The sequence below is a fragment of the Legionella sp. PC1000 genome (assembly GCF_014109805.1).
GTDB lineage: Bacteria > Pseudomonadota > Gammaproteobacteria > Legionellales > Legionellaceae > Legionella > Legionella resiliens.
In genome coordinates, this window is the sequence record NZ_CP059400.1 from 3,470,118 (window position 1) to 3,490,000 (window position 19,883).

Here is a 19,883-nt window from a genome sequence, read left to right on the forward strand (position 1 = left end):
ATTACTCAATAATTTTAGCGACAACACCGGCGCCTACAGTACGGCCACCTTCCCGAATTGCGAAACGTAAACCTTCGTCCATCGCAATAGGTGCATGAAGATTAATGGTCAATTGTACGTTATCACCAGGCATTACCATTTCAACTCCAGATGGAAGATCACATGTTCCAGTTACGTCTGTCGTTCTGAAATAAAATTGTGGTCTGTATCCATTGAAAAATGGTGTATGTCGCCCACCTTCTTCTTTTGATAACACGTATACTTCTGCTTCAAATTTGGTATGAGGCTTAATTGTGCCTGGCTTGGCTAATACCTGGCCACGCTCAACTTCGTCACGCTTGGTTCCACGTAATAACACACCTACGTTATCACCAGCTCGACCCTCATCCAACAACTTACGGAACATCTCAACACCTGTACAAGTGGTTTTTTGAGTGTCGCGAATTCCAACAATCTCAATTTCTTCACCCACTTTTACAATCCCGCTTTCTACACGTCCAGTTACTACTGTTCCACGTCCAGAAATAGAGAATACGTCTTCGATTGGTAATAAAAATGCTTTATCAATGTTGCGTACCGGCTCAGGAATGTATGAGTCCATAGTCTCAACCAATTTCTCAATCGCCTTAACACCAATCTCACTGTCATCACCTTCCAACGCTTTCAACGCTGAACCAACAACAATTGGAATATCATCCCCAGGAAAATCGTAGCTGCTTAACAAGTCACGAACTTCCATCTCAACTAATTCTAATAACTCAGGATCGTCTACCATATCTGCTTTGTTCATGAACACCACAATATATGGAACACCTACTTGGCGTGATAATAATATGTGTTCACGGGTTTGTGGCATTGGACCATCAGCAGCAGATACTACGAGTATCGCTCCGTCCATTTGTGCCGCACCTGTAATCATGTTCTTAACATAGTCAGCATGTCCTGGGCAATCTACGTGTGCATAGTGTCTGTTCGCTGATTCGTATTCTACGTGTGCTGTAGAAATAGTAATACCACGCTCCCGCTCTTCTGGAGCAGCATCAATCTGGTCATATGCTTTTGCTGTACCACCAAACTTCTTTGCCATAATCGTGGTAATCGCTGCTGTTAATGTAGTCTTACCATGGTCTACGTGACCAATCGTGCCCACGTTTACGTGTGGCTTCTTACGTTCAAATTTTTCCTTCGCCATTTCAATAACCTCGTTTTAACTTTTTATTGTTTCTTAATAATTGCTTCAGCAATGTTATTTGGAGCCTCAGCATACTTAGAAAATTCCATAGTATATGTTGCTCTTCCTTGAGTAGCAGAACGTAAATCGGTCGAATAACCAAACATCTCTGCAAGTGGTACTTCAGCCCTAACAATTTTTCCTGCTGGTGAATCTTCCATCCCCTGTACAAGGCCACGGCGTCTATTAAGGTCACCCATAACATCGCCCATATAGTCTTCAGGAGTAACTACTTCAACACTCATGATTGGTTCAAGTAAAACTGGTTTGGCTTTTAATGCGCCTTGTTTGAAACCCATTGAGCCAGCAATTTTGAATGCCATTTCACTAGAGTCTACCTCATGGAATGAACCATCAAATAAGGTTACTTTAACGTCCACTACAGGATATCCAGCAATAACACCATTTTGCATTTGCTCTTGAACCCCTTTATCAACAGCTGGAATGTATTCTTTCGGAATAACGCCACCAACTATTTCGTTGATAAATTCATAACCTTTTCCAGGTTCTTGTGGTTCAATTTTCAGCCACACATGTCCAAATTGACCGCGTCCACCAGATTGTCTAACAAATTTACCTTCTTGTTCCACTGTTTGTTTCAGTGTTTCACGATAAGCAACTTGAGGCTTACCTACATTGGCTTCCACATTAAACTCACGTTTCATGCGGTCAACAATAATTTCCAGATGAAGCTCACCCATACCTTCAATAATCGTCTGGCCTGATTCCTCATCTGTATGAACTCGGAATGATGGATCTTCTTGTGCTAATTTACCTAGAGCAATACCCATTTTTTCTTGGTCTGCTTTGGTTCTAGGTTCAACAGCAACTGCGATTACAGGATCTGGAAAGTCCATTCTTTCTAGTATAACAACGCTATCCGTATCGCATAACGTATCCCCTGTCGTTACTGTTTTTAGTCCAACAGCGGCAGCAATATCTCCTGCCTTTACTTCTTTAATTTCTTCGCGTGAGTTGGCGTGCATCTGCAACAAACGACCTATACGTTCTCTTTTTGCTTTCACTGAGTTGTAAACTGTATCACCGCTTTTTAAAACACCTGAGTATGCTCTAAAGTAGGTTAAAGTTCCAACAAATGGGTCAGTAGCAATTTTAAATGCTAAGGCGGAAAATGGTGCATCATAGCTTGTCTTACGAGTGGCTGGTTCACCATCTTCATTTACACCTTGAACGTCAGGAATATCCGAGGGAGAAGGCAGATACTCAATTACGCCATCTAAAACTGCCTGAACACCTTTATTTTTAAAGGCTGAACCACAAAAGACCGGTACAATTTGGTTACTTATTGTTAATTGTCGCAGTGCTTTCTTGATCTCTTCTTCAGTAAGTTCCACACCTTCAAGATATTTTTCCATAAGCTCTTCAGTTGCTTCTGCAGCAGCCTCAACAAGTAGAGCACGATATTCTTCACAATGTTCTTTGAGATCTTCAGGCACGTCTTTATATTGGAACGTCATGCCCTTATTTTCTTCATCCCAATGAATTGCCTTCATTTTAATAAGATCAACAACACCTTTAAACTCTTCTTCTGAACCAATAGGTAATTGGACAACGACAGGATTTGAACCCAATCTTTGCTTAATTTGGCTCACTACACGAAGGAAGTTTGCACCCATTCTATCCATCTTATTAACAAATACAATGCGTGGTACGCCATACTTATTTGCTTGACGCCAAACAGTTTCTGATTGTGGTTCCACACCAGATACTGAGTCGAACACAACAACAGCACCGTCGAGTACACGTAATGAGCGCTCAACTTCAATCATGAAGTCTACGTGTCCTGGGGTATCAATAATATTGATACGATGAGGTTCGAATTGCTTGTCCATACCAGGCCAGTAACAAGTTGTTGCAGCTGAGGTAATGGTAATCCCGCGCTCCTGCTCCTGAACCATCCAGTCCATTGTTGCAGCACCGTCATGAACTTCACCAATTTTATGAGACATACCAGTATAATACAGTACACGCTCTGTTGTGGTAGTTTTTCCAGCATCAACGTGCGCTGCAATCCCTATATTTCTATATAGCTTTAATGGAGTAGACACGGATTACCCTCTCTCTCTTAGTTCCATCTAAAATGTGCAAACGCCTGGTTGGCTTTTGCCATTTTATGTGTATCTTCACGCTTTTTCACTGCGGAACCTTTACTTTCGTAGGCATCCATCAGTTCACCAGCCAAGCGTAACATCATACCTTTTTCACCACGAGTACGTGCAGCCTGAACAATCCAGCGCATACCCAAAGCAATGCTGCGATCTGTTCTTACTTCAACGGGAACTTGATAGGTAGCACCACCAACTCGACGAGAACGGACTTCTACGCTTGGGCGAACATTATCTAAAGCATTTTCAAAGTAGCGAAGAACAGTTGATGAACCACTTGTAGAACCTGATTCACCTTCTTCATCTGCTTTCTTAAGCTTCTTTACGCGCTCTTCTAAAACTGATAAAGCACCATATATTATTTTTTCAGCAGTAGATTTTTTACCACTGACCATTAACACGTTAATAAATTTTGCTAGCAATTCACTATGATGTTTAGGATCTGGCAAAATTTCTCTTTTAGGGACTTCTCTTCTTCTAGGCATTTCAATTTCCTACAATCAGTTATTTTTTATCTTTTGGTTTTTTAGTACCGTATTTCGAACGACCTTGTTTACGATCATTAACACCTGATGTATCCAAGCTACCCCGTACAGTGTGATAACGCACACCAGGTAAATCTTTAACACGACCACCTCTAATAAGAACAACCGAGTGTTCCTGAAGGTTATGGCCTTCTCCACCAATATATGATGAAACCTCAAATCCATTGGTTAAACGTACACGAGCAACCTTACGCATAGCTGAGTTAGGTTTCTTAGGTGTAGTAGTGTAAACACGTGTGCACACACCGCGTCTTTGTGGACATGCTTCCAGCGCTGGTACGTTACTTTTCTTCTTTACGTCCACACGAGGCTTTCTTACTAACTGATTAATAGTAGCCATTTATACTTAACTCCGATCTGTCTCTTTTGATTATTTCGAATGCATAAGGAGGCCGGATTCTATATAGCCACGGCAGATTTGTCAAGTTTAATCTGCCGTTTTTCGAATCCGAACTAGTGTTCTTGATTGTCTGCGTTTAATGCTTCACTTAACGCATGCTCAACATCACTTGCAGTAACGGTATGCACTGGGTGCTCACCGGCTGCAGCCTTAGCTCTTTTTGCCTTACGGCCTTGATGATATGCATAACCTGTTCCTGCAGGAATCAAGCGTCCAACCATCACGTTTTCTTTTAATCCACGTAAATCATCAATTTTACCACTTACAGCAGCTTCTGTTAGTACTCTTGTTGTTTCTTGGAACGAAGCAGCAGAAATAAATGACTCAGTTGCCAAGGAAGCTTTTGTAATACCTAACAATATAGGTGTACCTCTGGCTGTTTGTTTCTCTTCAGCAATAAGTTTGTCATTTTCTTGCAATAAGACGCTTTCTTCTACTTGCTCACCCACCAAGAATTTTGAATCCCCGGCAAAAGTAATAACTCGTTTACGTAGCATTTGTCGTACGATTACTTCGATATGCTTGTCATTAATTTTTACGCCTTGTAAACGATATACATCTTGTACTTCATTTACGATGTAATTCGCTAATGCACCTACACCCAGCAGACGTAATATATCATGTGGATTGAGTGCACCTTCAGCGATAATCTCACCACGCTCAACATGTTCGCCTTCGAAGACAGAAATATGTCTCCATTTCGGTATCAATTCTTCATGACATTGATCTTCGGAAACATTTATAAGTAACCTTCTCTTACCTTTCGTCTCCTTACCAAAACTAACCATTCCCGAAACTTCAGCCATAACTGCTGAGTCTTTAGGTTTACGCGCCTCAAATAAATCAGCTACTCTTGGCAGACCCCCTGTAATATCGCGAGTTTTAGAACGCTCTTGAGGGATACGCGCAATAACATCTCCGATTCCCACATGGCTACCATCTTCAAAATTAACAATCGCGTCAACAGGCAGATAGTATTGTGCGGGGACATTAGTTCCAGCAAGATAAATATCTTCGCCATTTTCAGTAACTAGTTTTACCATCGGACGTAAATCACGGCCTGCGGCACTGCGTTGTTTTGCATCGATAACTACAATATTGCTCAAACCGGTTAATTCATCAGTTTGTCGGTTCATGGTAATACCATCGATTAAGTCGACAAATTTCAAATAACCACTTACCTCAGAAATAACTGGGTGAGTATGCGGATCCCAAGTTGCAATAACTTGTCCAGCCTCAACAGAGGAATTATCATGTACTGAAATTACGGCACCATAAGGTAACTTATAACGCTCACGCTCACGTCCGAATTCATCAACAATTGTTACCTCACCGGAACGTGATACAGCAACCAGATTTTTATTTTCATGCGTTACTGTTTTAATGTTATGTAAACGAATAACCCCTTTGGTTTTAATCTGAATATTATTTGCTGCAGTTGCTCTCGATGCAGCACCTCCAATATGGAAGGTACGCATGGTCAACTGCGTTCCAGGCTCACCAATTGATTGAGCTGCAATAATACCTACAGCTTCGCCGGTATTAACAAGGTGACCTCTGGCCAAGTCACGGCCATAGCACTTAGCACATAACCCAAATCGAGTTTGGCAAGTAATCGGTGAGCGAACCATAATTTGATCCACACCTTGTTTTTCGAGCTTTTCAACCCACTCCTCATCCAATAATGTTCCTGCAGTGACCACAGGCTCACTTTGGTTAGGAATGTAAACATCTGAAGCAACTACCCGTCCTAACACACGCTCATGTAGCGGCTCAACAATATCTCCGCCTTCAATCAGAGGTTGCATTAGAACACCGGTATCAACACCACAATCGTCTTCAGTAATCACCACGTCTTGCGCAACATCAACTAAACGCCGTGTCAAATAACCGGAGTTAGCTGTTTTTAACGCAGTATCTGCCAGACCTTTTCTTGCACCGTGAGTTGAAATAAAGTACTGGAATACGTTCAAACCTTCACGGAAGTTAGCAGTAATTGGCGTTTCGATAATCGAGCCATCTGGAGCAGCCATCAATCCACGCATACCAGCAAGCTGCCTGATTTGCGCCGCAGAACCCCTAGCGCCTGAATCAGCCATCATGAAGATTGGGTTGAATGATTCCTGTCTGACGAGATCACCTTTTGCGTCACGAGTTTCTTCAGTTGCTATTTTGCTCATCATCGATTTAGCAACCAATTCATTGGTTCTAGACCAAATATCAATTACTTTGTTGTAACGCTCACCATTGGTTACCAAGCCTGAACGGAATTGGGATTCAATTTCACGAACTTCATTATCGGCATGGTCAATAATGCTGGCTTTATCATCAGGTATTTCCATGTCTTCAATACCAATTGATATGCCAGAACGTGTCGCATACTTAAAGCCTGTATACATTAGCTTATCAGCAAAAATTACAGTCTCTTTCAAACCAAAATTTCTATAGCAACTATCAATAACCTTCGAAATTACTTTCTTGGTCATGGTACGATTTATCGTTGCAAATGTCATGCCTTTAGGAAGAACCTCGGCAAGAATAGCGCGACCAACTGTAGTTTCTACCAGATGATGTCCCTCTCCGTCGTCCTTAGACATGCGAATTTTAATTTTAGCGTGGATATCAAGATGTCCTGACTCGTAAAAATTCTGAGCTTCCTGGGCACTGACAAAAATCTTCCCTTCACCTAAAGCATTAACTTTTTCTCGAGTTAAATAATATAACCCGAGTACAACGTCTTGGCTGGGGACGATAATTGGCTCACCACTCGCAGGCGATAGAATATTGTTGGTAGACATCATTAACGAGCGAGCTTCTAATTGTGCTTCCAAAGTCAATGGCACGTGCACCGCCATTTGGTCACCGTCGAAGTCTGCGTTATATGCAGTACAAACTAAAGGATGCAGTTGAATCGCCTTGCCTTCAATCAACACAGGTTCGAATGCCTGAATACCTAGCCTATGTAATGTAGGCGCACGGTTTAACAGGATAGGATGCTCACGAATAACATCATCTAAAATATCCCAAACAACAGACTCTTCACGCTCTACCATTTTTTTGGCAGCTTTAATTGTTGTAGCTAAACCTCTAAACTCAAGTTTGCTGAATATGAATGGTTTAAATAATTCAAGCGCCATTTTCTTTGGAAGACCGCACTGATGCAGCTTCAAAGTCGGACCGACCACAATTACTGAACGTCCGGAATAGTCTACACGCTTACCAAGCAGGTTTTGGCGAAAACGACCTTGCTTTCCTTTAATCATGTCTGCTAAGGATTTGAGTGGTCTCTTGTTTGTACCCGTAATCGCACGACCTCGACGCCCGTTATCCAACAGCGCATCGACTGATTCCTGTAACATTCTCTTTTCATTACGCACAATAATATCAGGTGCATTCAGATCAAGAAGACGCTTCAAACGATTGTTTCGGTTAATCACGCGACGATACAAGTCATTCAAATCAGATGTCGCAAAACGACCGCCATCTAAAGGCACTAAAGGTCTTAAATCAGGTGGCAGAACAGGTAATACATCCATGATCATCCACTCTGGCTTATTACCAGAATCATAGAATGCTTCGAGAAGTTTTAAACGCTTCGTAATTTTCTTAATTTTTGTTTCAGAACTTGTAGTGGGTAATTCCTCACGCAAATTCTTGATTTCTTCTTCCAAATCAACTTGACGAAGTAAATCACGAATTGCTTCAGCACCCATTCGTGCGTCAAATTCATCACCATACTGTTCCATTGCATCAAGATATACTTCATCGTTGAGCAACTGACCGCGTTCAAGTTCTGTCATTCCTGGATCGACAACAACAAACGCTTCAAAATAAAGAACACGTTCAATATCTCGTAACGTCATGTCAAGTAATAAACCAATACGGGAAGGTAATGATTTCAAGAACCAAATGTGTGCAACTGGACTTGCAAGTTCAATATGTCCCATGCGCTCACGGCGTACTTTAGCCAATGCAAGCTCAACCCCGCATTTTTCGCAGATAACGCCTCGATGTTTAAGTCGCTTATATTTGCCGCATAAGCACTCATAATCTTTTACTGGACCAAAAGTTTTGGCACAAAATAAACCGTCTCGCTCAGGTTTAAAGGTACGATAGTTAATTGTTTCGGGTTTTTTTACTTCACCATATGACCATGAACGAATTAGTTCAGGAGAAGCTAATGCAATCTTAATTGCATCAAACTCTTCGCTTTGTCCCTGCTGCTTAAGGATGCCGAGCAAATCGCTCATTACAGGTGCTTTTCTCATTGGTTCATTCATTGGATCGTCGTTTAGAGTACTCAAGTCTATGCCTCCAAAAATTTGTTAATCAGTATGTATCGCTGAAAAAAGTTAATCGTGTTCGAGTTCGATATCTATTCCAAGTGCACGGATTTCTTTCAATAATACGTTGAAAGATTCAGGCATTCCTGGATCCATACGATGATCGCCATCGACAATATTTTTGTAGATTTTTGTTCTACCTCCAACGTCATCTGATTTCACAGTCAACATTTCCTGTAATGTATAAGCTGCACCATAAGCTTCAAGAGCCCATACCTCCATCTCTCCAAAGCGCTGACCACCAAACTGTGCTTTACCGCCCAGTGGTTGTTGCGTTACCAGGCTGTATGAACCAGTTGAGCGTGCATGCATCTTATCATCAACTAAATGGTTTAGTTTCAACATATACATGTAACCTACAGTTACAGGGTTATCAAATTTGCTTCCAGTCCTGCCATCAACCAAGAAGGTTTTACCATCAGAAGACAAATCTGCCAGTTGCAGCATGCGTTTTATTTCTGCTTCAGAAGCCCCATCAAAAACAGGTGTTGCCATCGGTACACCAGCTCGTAGATTATCTGCCAATCTAAGTATCTCTTCATCATTCAGACAATCTAGATGCACTCGTTGTACATCATCATGGTTGTATATCTTATGCAAAAACGATTTAATTTCAGTCGCATTTTGTTTTGAATCAAGCATCTGAGCAATTTTATTTCCCAAGCCTTTTGCAGCTAAACCAAGATGGGTTTCCAATACTTGTCCAATATTCATACGTGAAGGTACGCCCAATGGATTAAGAACGATGTCTACAGCTGTTCCATCTTCCATATGCGGCATGTCTTCAACCGGAACCACAATAGAGATAACCCCTTTGTTTCCATGTCGACCTGCCATTTTATCACCTGGCTGAATACGTCTCTTCACAGCAAGATATACTTTAACAATTTTTAATACACCAGGAGCTAAATCATCCCCCTGAATTATTTTCTTTCGGCTATCATTGAAACGCTTTTCCATTTCTTTAGACAACAGTTCAAGCTGCTTTGAAAGTTGTTCCAATTGCTGGCTGATTACATCGTTTTCGAGTCGAATATCAAACCATTTCTCTCTACCTATTTTGTCCAGGTATTCTTGATTTATTTTGGAACCAGGTTTCAGATTTCCTGGACCGCCTGTTGCGACCTTATCGAGTATAATGTTGGCTACACGGTGGTAAATATCTTCTTCACGAATGCGTCGCTCATCAACCAAGTCCTTACGAACTCGTGCTAAATGTTCTTCTTCAATGCTTTTCGCACGCGCATCTTTTTCTAAACCATCGCGTGTAAATACTTGAACATCAATAACAGTACCATTCATTCCAGATGGAACGCGTAATGAAGAGTCTTTAACATCAGAAGCTTTTTCACCAAAAATTGCTCGCAACAACTTCTCTTCAGGTGTAAGTTGTGTCTCACCTTTTGGAGTAACTTTTCCAACCAAAATATCGCCAGCCTTAACTTCGGCTCCGATATAAACCACCCCGGCTTCATCTAGGTTTGAAAGTGCTGATTCACCAACATTAGGAATATCAGCAGTGATTTCTTCTGTACCTAACTTAGTATCACGTGCGATACAAGTTAATTCTTCGATGTGAATCGTTGTGAATCGGTCATCTTGTACAATACGTTCGGATATAAGGATGGAGTCCTCAAAGTTATATCCGTTCCAAGGCATAAAGGCGACCAATAAATTTTGACCTAGAGCTAATTCACCCATATCAGTGCAAGGACCATCAGCTAAGATGTCTCCTTTTTGAATCATATCGCCAGTATTAACTATTGGACGTTGATTGATACATGTATCCTGGTTTGAACGGAAGTACTTGGTCAGGTTGTAAATATCAACACCCGTTTCACCAGCGGTAGTCTCGTCATCATTCACTCGAACAACGATACGCGATGCATCTACAAGATCAATTACTCCACCGCGTTTTGCCACTACAGAAACTCCTGAATCTGAAGCAACAATACGTTCCATTCCTGTACCTACTAGGGGCTTTTCAGAACGTAAAGTCGGCACTGCTTGCCGTTGCATGTTTGAACCCATTAAAGCACGGTTCGCATCATCATGCTCCAAGAATGGAATTAACGAAGCAGCTACAGAAACGATCTGCTTGGGTGAAATATCCATGTAGTTAATATTATCTGGCGTTGTTAATGAGAACTCATTTTGATGCCTGCAAGGAACTAGATCTGCGAGAATATTTCCGTCTTTATCAAGAGTCACGCTCGATTGCGCAATATACTGATCAACTTCTTCAATCGCTGATAGATATTCAATCTCATCGGTCACACGACCATTAATTACTTTACGGCATGGAGTTTCAATAAATCCATAATCATTTGTTCTTGCATAAACAGATAATGAATTAATCAGACCAATGTTTGGACCCTCTGGTGTTTCAATAGGACAAACACGTCCATAGTGTGTGGTATGAACGTCACGAACTTCAAAACCAGCTCGCTCCCGAGTTAAACCACCTGGACCCAATGCAGAAACCCTGCGTTTATGGGTCACACCTGATAATGGATTAACTTGGTCCATAAATTGAGATAACTGGCTTGAGCCAAAGAATTCCTTGATTGCGGCAGAAACTGGTTTTGCGTTTATTAAATCTTGTGGCATCAGATTTTCAGATTCAACTAAACTTAAACGCTCTTTAACAGCTCGCTCAACACGTACAAGGCCGACTCTAAATTGGTTTTCTGTCATTTCACCAACACTACGAACCCTTCGGTTACCTAGATGGTCAATATCATCCACCATTCCAATACCGTTTCTTATATCGATTAGTGTCTTGATAACAGCCATTATGTCTTCTTTAGTCAAAGTTCCTGGCCCATCATCATTTTTTCTGCCAACACGTCGATTAAATTTCATTCTACCTACTGCTGATAAATCATAGCGCTCATCCACAAAGAATAAATTTTTAAACAGTGCTTCAGCTGCTTCTTTGGTTGGTGGTTCACCTGGACGCATCATACGATAAATTTCAACAAGCGCCTCCAACTGACTTGAGGTAGGATCAATTTTCAATGTATCCGATATATAAGAACCATGATCTAAATCATTAGTATAAATCATGTTAAATTCATGAATTCCGTTGGAAGCCATTAAATCAAGGGTCTCATCAGTTACTTCATCATTTGCTTGTGCGATAAATTCCCCGGTAGAAGTATCTATAATATTTTTAGCTACTGTTTTGCCTATTAAATAATCACGTGGAACAACCAGATCTTTCATCTGAGCTTTTTCCATTTGCTTAATATGACGTGCAGTAATTCTTCTACCTTGTTCTACAATAAGTTCACCGGTTTCAGGAACGAGAATATCAAACGAGGCAATTTCACCTCGGAGTCGTTGAGGAATTAAATCAATATGGTATTCACCATTTTTAAGATGACAGCTTGTCATTTCAAAGAACTCACTTAAGATATCTTCTGTTTCAAATCCTAAGGCTCTTAATAAAATACTTACAGGTAATTTACGTCTTCTATCAATTCGGACATAAACACAGTCTTTTGGATCAAATTCAAAATCTAACCATGATCCACGGTAGGGTATAATACGTGCAGAATACAATAGTTTACCAGATGAATGGGTTTTACCCTTATCATGCTCAAATATCACACCAGGAGAACGATGTAATTGAGAAACAACAACTCTCTCGGTACCATTTACCACAAATGTACCAACATCAGTCATTAAAGGTATTTCACCCATAAAAACGTCTTGCTCTCTGATGTCTTTGATTGGTTTAGGATCTTCGCTTGCGTCCTTATCAAGAACAACAAGTCTGATTTTAACCCTTAACGGCGCAGAATAAGTTAAGCCTCTTAATTTGCATTCACGAACATCAAACGCCGGTTCACCTAACTTATAACCAACATATTCTAATCGCGCATTGCCAGAAAAGCTTTCAATTGGAAATACAGAAGAAAATGCAGCATGCAATCCTGTATTAAATTGTTCGTTTGACTTGCTATCAGCCTGAAGGAAATCCCTATAGGATTTAAGTTGAATTTCAAGCAGATTTGGTATTGCCATTTTATCGGCCTGCGTACCAAAGCTTTTGCGAAATCGTTTTTTCTCAGCATGCGAATATTGAGGTTTAGCTTCTGCAACGGCCATGGTGTTTCCTCTGTAAATTATTGATGACTTCAAACACGTAAACCCAGCCATGAAACCATGGCTGGGTCCTATCTCACTGATATAACCTTATTATTTAACTTCTACTGAAGCACCTGCTTCTTCAAGTTCTTTCTTGAGGTTAGCCGCTTCATCTTTAGATACACCTTCTTTAATTGTTGAAGGAGCACCTTCTACCAAGTCTTTAGCTTCTTTCAAGCCAAGGCCAGTAATACCACGAACTGCTTTAATTACGTTAACTTTGTTTGCGCCGAAACTGGTCATAACAACATTAAACTCTGTTTGCTCTTCAGCAGCGGCAGCAGCAGCAGCTGGAGCAGCAACTGCAACAGCAGCAGCGGCAGCGGAAACGTTAAATTTCTCTTCCATAGCTTCGATTAATTCAACAACTTCCATAACAGACATGTTTGCTATGGTTTCTAAAATATCATTTTTTGACACAGCCATTTCTAGCTCCTGATTTAAAATTAATTTAATGATTAAATGAGATTTAACCTGCTTTTTTATCTTTTACTGCTGCTAAAGTTCTCACAAATTTAGCATGTGGTTCAGCAAGAGTTCTGACAAATTTCTCAATTGGCGCTTTCATCACGTACATCAACTTGGCAATTGCCTCATCTCGAGTCGGTAAGCTAGCAACAGCATCAATCTGATTTGCTTTATATACTTTTCCGCCTACGGATAATGCTTTTATTTCAAGTTTTTCAAATGTCTTAGTGAATTCTTTAAGTAGTCTTGCAGCATCACTAGGTGCTTCCAGTGATAATGCAATGAACAACGGGCCTACCAGCAAGTCATTCAAGCACTCAAATTCAGTATTTTTAAAAGCTCTTCGTGTCAATGTATTTCTAACAACACGAAGATAAACACCAGACTTACGTGCTTCACTACGTAACTGCGTCATTTGATTAACGGTTAAACCACGATAATCAGCAACAACTGCCGAAATAGCCTTTGAGGCGACCTCAGTCACTTCTTCAACAACAGCTTTTTTTTCAGCTAAATTTAATGTCACGTTACTGACCTCCTAATTATACAAATCACAAGGATTTGCCAGTTATGGTGGCCGTCTCTTTTAAAATTGGAGCCGGTTCACCGTCTGCGCAGGAAATTAAGCGTTAGCACCTGCGGTCTTCGACGGCATGGAACCAAATCTATGCCGTGAATTCTTAAAAATGGGTGGTTATATTACACAGGTATTGATGAAATATCAATAGCTATGCCAGGACCCATAGTTGTGGATAAAGAGATTTTCTTTAAGTATTGACCTTTAGCAGAAGCAGGCTTTGCTTTTTTAAGATCATTAATTAAAGCAACTATGTTTTCAATGATGTCTTCAGCAGTAAAATCTACCTTGCCAACGGTGCAATGAATAATTCCGTTTTTGTCAGTTCTATAACGGACTTGCCCTGATTTTGCATCTTTAACCGCTGCTTCAACGTTAGTAGTAACTGTGCCAACTTTGGGGTTTGGCATTAAACCTCTTGGACCTAAAACCTGACCTAGCTGTCCGACAATACGCATAGCATCTGGTGTTGCTATAACAACATCGAAGTCCATTACGCCACCTTTGATTTTCTCAGCCAAATCTTCAAATCCAACAATATCAGCACCTGCATCTTTAGCTTTAGTAGCATTGTCACCTTGTGCAAATACAGCTACGCGTACAACTTTTCCTGTACCTTTAGGTAAGTTAGTTGATGAACGTACTACTTGATCGGATTTACGAGGATCAACACCCAGGTTAACACTTATATCCAAACTCTCACGAAATTTAGTTGAAGCAAATTGCTTTAACAGGTTAATTGCTTCTGCCGCACCATATAAATGATTTGACTTAATTGTCTCTATAATCTTTTTTTGCTTCTTAGATACTCTTGCCATGGCATCCCCCTTACTCTAAGCCTTCAACGTCAATACCCATACTGCGCGCAGTACCTGCAATACTTCTAACTGCTGCCGCTAAGCTTGCTGCAGTTAAATCAGGTTCTTTAACCTTCGCAATTTCCTCAAGTTGTTTGACATTAAGTTTGGCCACTTTTTTAGTGTTGGGTGTACCACTTCCACTTTGAATACCTGCAGCTTTTTTCAGAAGAACAGAAGCTGGTGGAGTTTTAGTAACAAAGGTAAAACTGCGATCACTATACACAGTAATTACAACTGGAGTGGGTAATCCTTGCTCCATTTGTTGCGTTGCTGCGTTAAAAGCTTTGCAGAATTCCATAATATTAACACCACGTTGACCCAAAGCTGGGCCTACAGGCGGACTTGGGTTTGCCTTACCTGCTGGAATTTGTAACTTAATATAAGCTTCTACTTTTTTTGCCATATTTACTCCTCATGGGTCATACGCCAGTGTCATAGAAAAGCATGAATTGCTTTCTTTTTTTAAATTCTGGCTCCCCTTTTTTACACAAAATAACCCCGAAACTCTTGCTTAAACTTATTATTTAAACGAGTTATCAGGGCACCTTAGCGAACTAAGTTTTCTCTACTTGACTAAATTCAAGTTCTACTGGAGTAGATCGTCCAAAAATCAAGACAGCTACTCTTAATCGATTTTTCTCATAGTTGACTTCTTCTACTACCCCGTTAAAGTCAACAAAAGGACCTTCCTTAACGCGAACTACTTCGCCTGGTTCAAATAGGATCTTGGGTCTTGGTTTAGTAACACCATCTTCAACACGCTGCATAATTGCACGAGCTTCTTTATCTGTAATAGGTGTAGGTGTTTGGCTGGTTCCACCAATAAAGCCTAGAACTCTTGGGATCGCTCTTATCATATGCCATGTTTGATCATCCATAACCATGTTCACCAATACATAGCCAGGGAAAAACTTACGCGTACTTTTACGTTTTTGACCCGAACGCATTTCAACCACTTCTTCAGAAGGGACTACAACCTCGCCAATTTTATCATCTAAATTGTGATGTTGAGCTCGAGATTTGATTTCGCGCATAACGAAATTCTCATAACCTGAATAGGCATGTACAACGTACCATTGTTTCGATTTGTGTTCTTCCACCAAATTCACCCTAAATGCGTTATTTTAGCAATTGCCCACATCATTACTGAATCGATACCCCAGAGTATAAATCCAGTCACTCCAACCATCACAATAACAATAGTTGTTGTCTGTATCGTTTCTTGGCGAGTTGGCCAAACGACTTTTAATAATTCAACTTTTGACTCTTGAGCAAATTTAAATACTTGTTTACCTGAAGATGTCATGTAGCCAAAAAACAAGGTCAATAATAGCCACATGAGCCATATTATTGATAGGATTGGGCCTGAAAAAGTATAGTAATATGTACAAATAAAAGCCGCTGCAGTTATAAGAACTACAGTCATCCATGAGAAAATATCTTTAGTCTTGTTTTGGTTTTCGTTCGAACTTTTCATATTCACTTGTATGTTGGCAGGCCAGGAGGGAATCGAACCCCCAACCTGCGGTTTTGGAGACCGCCACTCTGCCAATTGAGCTACTGGCCTAAATTAATTGGCATGAATTGATAACTCATGCCAACACAATTTATCTTTATTACTCGATGATTTTCGCAACAACACCGGCGCCAACAGTACGACCACCTTCCCGAATTGCGAAACGTAAACCTTCGTCCATCGCAATAGGTGCATGAAGATTAATGGTCAATTGTACGTTATCACCAGGCATTACCATTTCAACTCCAGATGGAAGATCACATGTTCCAGTTACGTCTGTCGTTCTGAAATAAAATTGTGGTCTGTATCCATTGAAAAATGGTGTATGTCGCCCACCTTCTTCTTTTGATAACACGTATACTTCTGCTTCAAATTTGGTATGAGGCTTAATTGTGCCTGGCTTGGCTAATACCTGGCCACGCTCAACTTCGTCACGCTTGGTTCCACGTAATAACACACCTACGTTATCACCAGCTCGACCCTCATCCAACAACTTACGGAACATCTCAACACCTGTACAAGTGGTTTTTTGAGTGTCGCGAATTCCAACAATCTCAATTTCTTCACCCACTTTTACAATCCCGCTTTCTACACGTCCAGTTACTACTGTTCCACGTCCAGAAATAGAGAATACGTCTTCGATTGGTAATAAAAATGCTTTATCAATGTTGCGTACCGGCTCAGGAATGTATGAGTCCATAGTCTCAACCAATTTCTCAATCGCCTTAACACCAATCTCACTGTCATCACCTTCCAACGCTTTCAACGCTGAACCAACAACAATTGGAATATCATCCCCAGGAAAATCGTAGCTGCTTAACAAGTCACGAACTTCCATCTCAACTAATTCTAATAACTCAGGATCGTCTACCATATCTGCTTTGTTCATGAACACCACAATATATGGAACACCTACTTGGCGTGATAATAATATGTGTTCACGGGTTTGTGGCATTGGACCATCAGCAGCAGATACTACGAGTATCGCTCCGTCCATTTGTGCCGCACCTGTAATCATGTTCTTAACATAGTCAGCATGTCCTGGGCAATCTACGTGTGCATAGTGTCTGTTCGCTGATTCGTATTCTACGTGTGCTGTAGAAATAGTAATACCACGCTCCCGCTCTTCTGGAGCAGCATCAATCTGGTCATATGCTTTTGCTGTACCACCAAACTTCTTTGCCATAATCGTGGTAATCGCTGCTGTTAATGTAGTCTTACCATGGTCTACGTGACCAATCGTGCCCACGTTTACGTGTGGCTTCTTACGTTCAAATTTTTCCTTCGCCATTGGAAAGTCTCCCCATTGCTAATTGACATTATGGTGCCCACAACTGGACTCGAACCAACGACCTCTTCCTTACCAAGGAAGTGCTCTACCGCCTGAGCTATGTGGGCTTATATTAGCTTGCTGACTCATTGAAACAAGCAAATATGTTCTATTTCTAATTTGGAGCGGGTGATGGGAATCGAACCCACGCTATCAGCTTGGAAGGCTGAAGTTCTACCATTGAACTACACCCGCTTTTATCCTTCTTTTAACTGGTGGAGGGGGAAGGATTCGAACCTTCGAAGGCAGAGCCGTCAGATTTACAGTCTGATCCCTTTGACCGCTCGGGAACCCCTCCAAAAAGAACGCTATTGTCTTTTAAGATGAATAGAATGTCAACATTTAGTTAACGGCCAACCTAATAAGATGGTGCTGGCACCAGGAATCGAACCCGGGACCTACTGATTACAAGTCAGTTGCTCTACCAACTGAGCTACGCCAGCATGTACGCTTTGCTTGAATAATACAAGCATTATAGTGATATTTTAATTTTTCTTTATCACTTAAATAAAACCCTGGCGATGACCTACTTTCACATGAGGAAACCTCACACTATCATTGGCGCGGGTTCGTTTCACTTCTGAGTTCGAGATGGATTCAGGTGGTTCCAAACCGCTATGGTCGCCAGGAAAACTGGTTTTGCATTGATTGTCAGGCATTATACCTCAATCAAGCATTAGGTAAATAAAGAAGTACACTATTTGTTGTTTCTCGTATCCGTATTCGCAATCAAAATCTGAAGTAATTCAGATTATATGGTCAAGACAATCAGCCAATTAGTACAAGTTAGCTTCACACATTACTGTGCTTCCACACCTTGCCTATCAACGTCGTAGTCTTCAACGGGCTTCATGGGAAAACTCATCTTGAGGGAGGCTTCCCGCTTAGATGCTTTCAGCGGTTATCCCGTCCGAACTTAGCTACCCGGCAATGCCACTGGCGTGACAACCGGTACACCAGAGGTTCGTCCACTCCGGTCCTCTCGTACTAGGAGCAGCTCCTCTCAATTTTCCTACGCCCACGGCAGATAGGGACCGAACTGTCTCACGACGTTCTAAACCCAGCTCGCGTACCACTTTAAATGGCGAACAGCCATACCCTTGGGACCTGCTTCAGCCCCAGGATGTGATGAGCCGACATCGAGGTGCCAAACACCGCCGTCGATATGAACTCTTGGGCGGTATCAGCCTGTTATCCCCGGAGTACCTTTTATCCGTTGAGCGATGGCCCTTCCATTCAGAACCACCGGATCACTAAGACCAACTTTCGTTCCTGCTCGAGCCGTCACTCTCGCAGTCAAGCACCCTTATGCCTTTACACTCTTGGTACGATGTCCGACCGTACCGAGGGTACCTTTGTGCTCCTCCGTTACTCTTTGGGAGGAGACCGCCCCAGTCAAACTACCCATCATACACTGTCCTTATCCCGGATTACGGGACCAAGTTAGAACCTCAATAACAACAGGGTGGTATTTCAAGGTTGGCTCCATGAGAACTAGCGTCCTCACTTCATAGCCTCCCACCTATCCTACACAGTTATCATCAAAGTCCAGTGCAAAACTATAGTAAAGGTTCACGGGGTCTTTCCGTCTAGCCGCGGGTACACTGCATCTTCACAGCGATTTCAATTTCACTGAGTCTCGGGTGGAGACAGTGTGGCCATCGTTACGCCATTCGTGCAGGTCGGAACTTACCCGACAAGGAATTTCGCTACCTTAGGACCGTTATAGTTACGGCCGCCGTTTACCGGGGCTTCGATCAAGAGCTTCTCCGAAGATAACCCCATCAATTAACCTTCCGGCACCGGGCAGGCGTCACACCCTATACGTCTTCTTACGAATTTGCAGAGTGCTGTGTTTTTAATAAACAGTCGCAGCCACCTGGTCTCTGCGGCCCTCTTCAGCTCAGAAAGTAAATCTCCTCACCAAAAAGGGCGTACCTTCTCCCGAAGTTACGGTACCATTTTGCCTAGTTCCTTCACCCGAGTTCTCTCAAGCGCCTTAGTATTCTCTACCTGTCCACCTGTGTCGGTTTGCGGTACGGTTCTCTATAAGTTATGGCTAGCAGCTTTTCCTGGAAGCCGGGCATCAATGACTTCGCTGTACACCGAAGTGTCAGCACCATGTCGCACCTCAGAGTTAGTAATGGTCCGGATTTGCCTAAACCATCCCCCTACATGCACATACCAGGACAACCAACGCCTGGCTCATCTAGCCTTCTTCGTCCCCACTTCACCACTTATAAAAAGTCCAGGAATATTAACCTGGTTCCCATCGACTACGCTCTTCAGCCTCGCCTTAGGGGCCGACTCACCCTGCTCCGATTAACGTCGT

General features: G+C 41.7%; 13 protein-coding genes, 5 tRNA genes and 2 rRNA genes (1 of these 20 only partly in view). All 20 read right to left on the reverse strand.

Annotated features, from left to right (window positions below; genetic code table 11):
* Position 1: 1 nt before the first annotated feature.
* Positions 2-1,192, reverse strand: coding sequence for an elongation factor Tu (gene tuf / locus FOLKNPGA_RS15280; protein ID WP_019233360.1), 1,191 nt, complete (start codon positions 1,190-1,192; stop codon positions 2-4).
* Positions 1,193-1,215: 23 nt separating this feature from the next.
* The gene (gene fusA / locus FOLKNPGA_RS15285) at positions 1,216-3,300 is read right to left on the reverse strand and encodes an elongation factor G (RefSeq protein WP_182350697.1); all 2,085 of its coding nucleotides are present in this window, start codon (positions 3,298-3,300) and stop codon (positions 1,216-1,218) included.
* Positions 3,301-3,317: 17 nt separating this feature from the next.
* Positions 3,318-3,842, reverse strand: a complete 525-nt coding sequence (gene rpsG / locus FOLKNPGA_RS15290; protein ID WP_182350698.1) for a 30S ribosomal protein S7 — start codon at positions 3,840-3,842, stop codon at positions 3,318-3,320.
* A gap of 19 nt (positions 3,843-3,861) precedes the next feature.
* Positions 3,862-4,242: a 30S ribosomal protein S12 gene (gene rpsL / locus FOLKNPGA_RS15295; RefSeq protein ID WP_182350699.1), complete on the reverse strand. Its 381-nt coding sequence runs from the start codon at positions 4,240-4,242 to the stop codon at positions 3,862-3,864.
* A 113-nt stretch (positions 4,243-4,355) separates the two neighbouring features.
* Positions 4,356-8,552 carry a DNA-directed RNA polymerase subunit beta' gene (rpoC, locus tag FOLKNPGA_RS15300; protein ID WP_182352885.1) on the reverse strand — a complete coding sequence of 1,399 codons (4,197 nt, stop codon included), beginning with the start codon at positions 8,550-8,552 and terminating at the stop codon, positions 4,356-4,358.
* Between the two features lie 102 nt (positions 8,553-8,654).
* Entirely contained in the window at positions 8,655-12,761 is a 4,107-nt protein-coding gene (rpoB, locus tag FOLKNPGA_RS15305) for a DNA-directed RNA polymerase subunit beta (protein ID WP_182350700.1), read from the reverse strand.
* Between the two features lie 90 nt (positions 12,762-12,851).
* On the reverse strand, positions 12,852-13,226 hold the full coding sequence (gene rplL, locus FOLKNPGA_RS15310) for a 50S ribosomal protein L7/L12 (RefSeq protein ID WP_182350701.1): 375 nt from the start codon (positions 13,224-13,226) through the stop codon (positions 12,852-12,854).
* Positions 13,227-13,269: 43 nt separating this feature from the next.
* The gene (gene rplJ / locus FOLKNPGA_RS15315; RefSeq protein ID WP_019233354.1) at positions 13,270-13,794 is read right to left on the reverse strand and encodes a 50S ribosomal protein L10; all 525 of its coding nucleotides are present in this window, start codon (positions 13,792-13,794) and stop codon (positions 13,270-13,272) included.
* A gap of 173 nt (positions 13,795-13,967) precedes the next feature.
* Positions 13,968-14,663: a 50S ribosomal protein L1 gene (rplA, locus tag FOLKNPGA_RS15320; protein WP_182350702.1), complete on the reverse strand. Its 696-nt coding sequence runs from the start codon at positions 14,661-14,663 to the stop codon at positions 13,968-13,970.
* Between the two features lie 10 nt (positions 14,664-14,673).
* Positions 14,674-15,108 (reverse strand): 50S ribosomal protein L11, encoded by a 435-nt coding sequence (gene rplK, locus FOLKNPGA_RS15325; RefSeq protein ID WP_182350703.1) that lies wholly within the window; start codon positions 15,106-15,108, stop codon positions 14,674-14,676.
* A 151-nt stretch (positions 15,109-15,259) separates the two neighbouring features.
* Positions 15,260-15,739: a transcription termination/antitermination protein NusG gene (gene nusG, locus FOLKNPGA_RS15330; protein WP_370529208.1), complete on the reverse strand. Its 480-nt coding sequence runs from the start codon at positions 15,737-15,739 to the stop codon at positions 15,260-15,262.
* A gap of 71 nt (positions 15,740-15,810) precedes the next feature.
* Positions 15,811-16,182, reverse strand: a complete 372-nt coding sequence (gene secE, locus FOLKNPGA_RS15335) for a preprotein translocase subunit SecE (protein WP_182350704.1) — start codon at positions 16,180-16,182, stop codon at positions 15,811-15,813.
* A 14-nt stretch (positions 16,183-16,196) separates the two neighbouring features.
* Positions 16,197-16,272: transfer RNA gene (locus FOLKNPGA_RS15340), tRNA-Trp, on the reverse strand.
* Between the two features lie 49 nt (positions 16,273-16,321).
* Positions 16,322-17,512 carry an elongation factor Tu gene (gene tuf, locus FOLKNPGA_RS15345; protein WP_019233360.1) on the reverse strand — a complete coding sequence of 397 codons (1,191 nt, stop codon included), beginning with the start codon at positions 17,510-17,512 and terminating at the stop codon, positions 16,322-16,324.
* Between the two features lie 31 nt (positions 17,513-17,543).
* A tRNA-Thr gene (locus FOLKNPGA_RS15350) sits at positions 17,544-17,619 on the reverse strand.
* Positions 17,620-17,672: 53 nt separating this feature from the next.
* Positions 17,673-17,746: transfer RNA gene (locus tag FOLKNPGA_RS15355), tRNA-Gly, on the reverse strand.
* A gap of 18 nt (positions 17,747-17,764) precedes the next feature.
* Positions 17,765-17,849, reverse strand: a tRNA-Tyr gene (locus FOLKNPGA_RS15360).
* Positions 17,850-17,918: 69 nt separating this feature from the next.
* Positions 17,919-17,994: transfer RNA gene (locus FOLKNPGA_RS15365), tRNA-Thr, on the reverse strand.
* A gap of 70 nt (positions 17,995-18,064) precedes the next feature.
* Positions 18,065-18,180: ribosomal RNA gene (gene rrf / locus FOLKNPGA_RS15370) — 5S ribosomal RNA — on the reverse strand.
* A gap of 126 nt (positions 18,181-18,306) precedes the next feature.
* Positions 18,307-19,883, reverse strand: a 23S ribosomal RNA gene (locus FOLKNPGA_RS15375) (it continues 1,320 nt past the right edge of the window).

Excerpts from the sequence above, each read along its gene's own strand:
- rpsL (WP_182350699.1), bottom strand. The coding sequence starts at position 4,242 with ATGGCTACTATTAATCAGTTAGTAAGAAAGCCTCGTGTGGACGTAAAG.
- tuf (WP_019233360.1), bottom strand. The coding sequence starts at position 1,192 with ATGGCGAAGGAAAAATTTGAACGTAAGAAGCCACACGTAAACGTGGGC.
- secE (WP_182350704.1), bottom strand. The coding sequence starts at position 16,182 with ATGAAAAGTTCGAACGAAAACCAAAACAAGACTAAAGATATTTTCTCA.
- nusG (WP_370529208.1), bottom strand. The coding sequence starts at position 15,739 with ATGCGCGAAATCAAATCTCGAGCTCAACATCACAATTTAGATGATAAA.
- rplA (WP_182350702.1), bottom strand. The coding sequence starts at position 14,663 with ATGGCAAGAGTATCTAAGAAGCAAAAAAAGATTATAGAGACAATTAAG.
- tuf (WP_019233360.1), bottom strand. The coding sequence starts at position 17,512 with ATGGCGAAGGAAAAATTTGAACGTAAGAAGCCACACGTAAACGTGGGC.
- rpoC (WP_182352885.1), bottom strand. The coding sequence starts at position 8,552 with ATGAGCGATTTGCTCGGCATCCTTAAGCAGCAGGGACAAAGCGAAGAG.
- rplK (WP_182350703.1), bottom strand. The coding sequence starts at position 15,108 with ATGGCAAAAAAAGTAGAAGCTTATATTAAGTTACAAATTCCAGCAGGT.
- rpoB (WP_182350700.1), bottom strand. The coding sequence starts at position 12,761 with ATGGCCGTTGCAGAAGCTAAACCTCAATATTCGCATGCTGAGAAAAAA.
- rpsG (WP_182350698.1), bottom strand. The coding sequence starts at position 3,842 with ATGCCTAGAAGAAGAGAAGTCCCTAAAAGAGAAATTTTGCCAGATCCT.
- rplL (WP_182350701.1), bottom strand. The coding sequence starts at position 13,226 with ATGGCTGTGTCAAAAAATGATATTTTAGAAACCATAGCAAACATGTCT.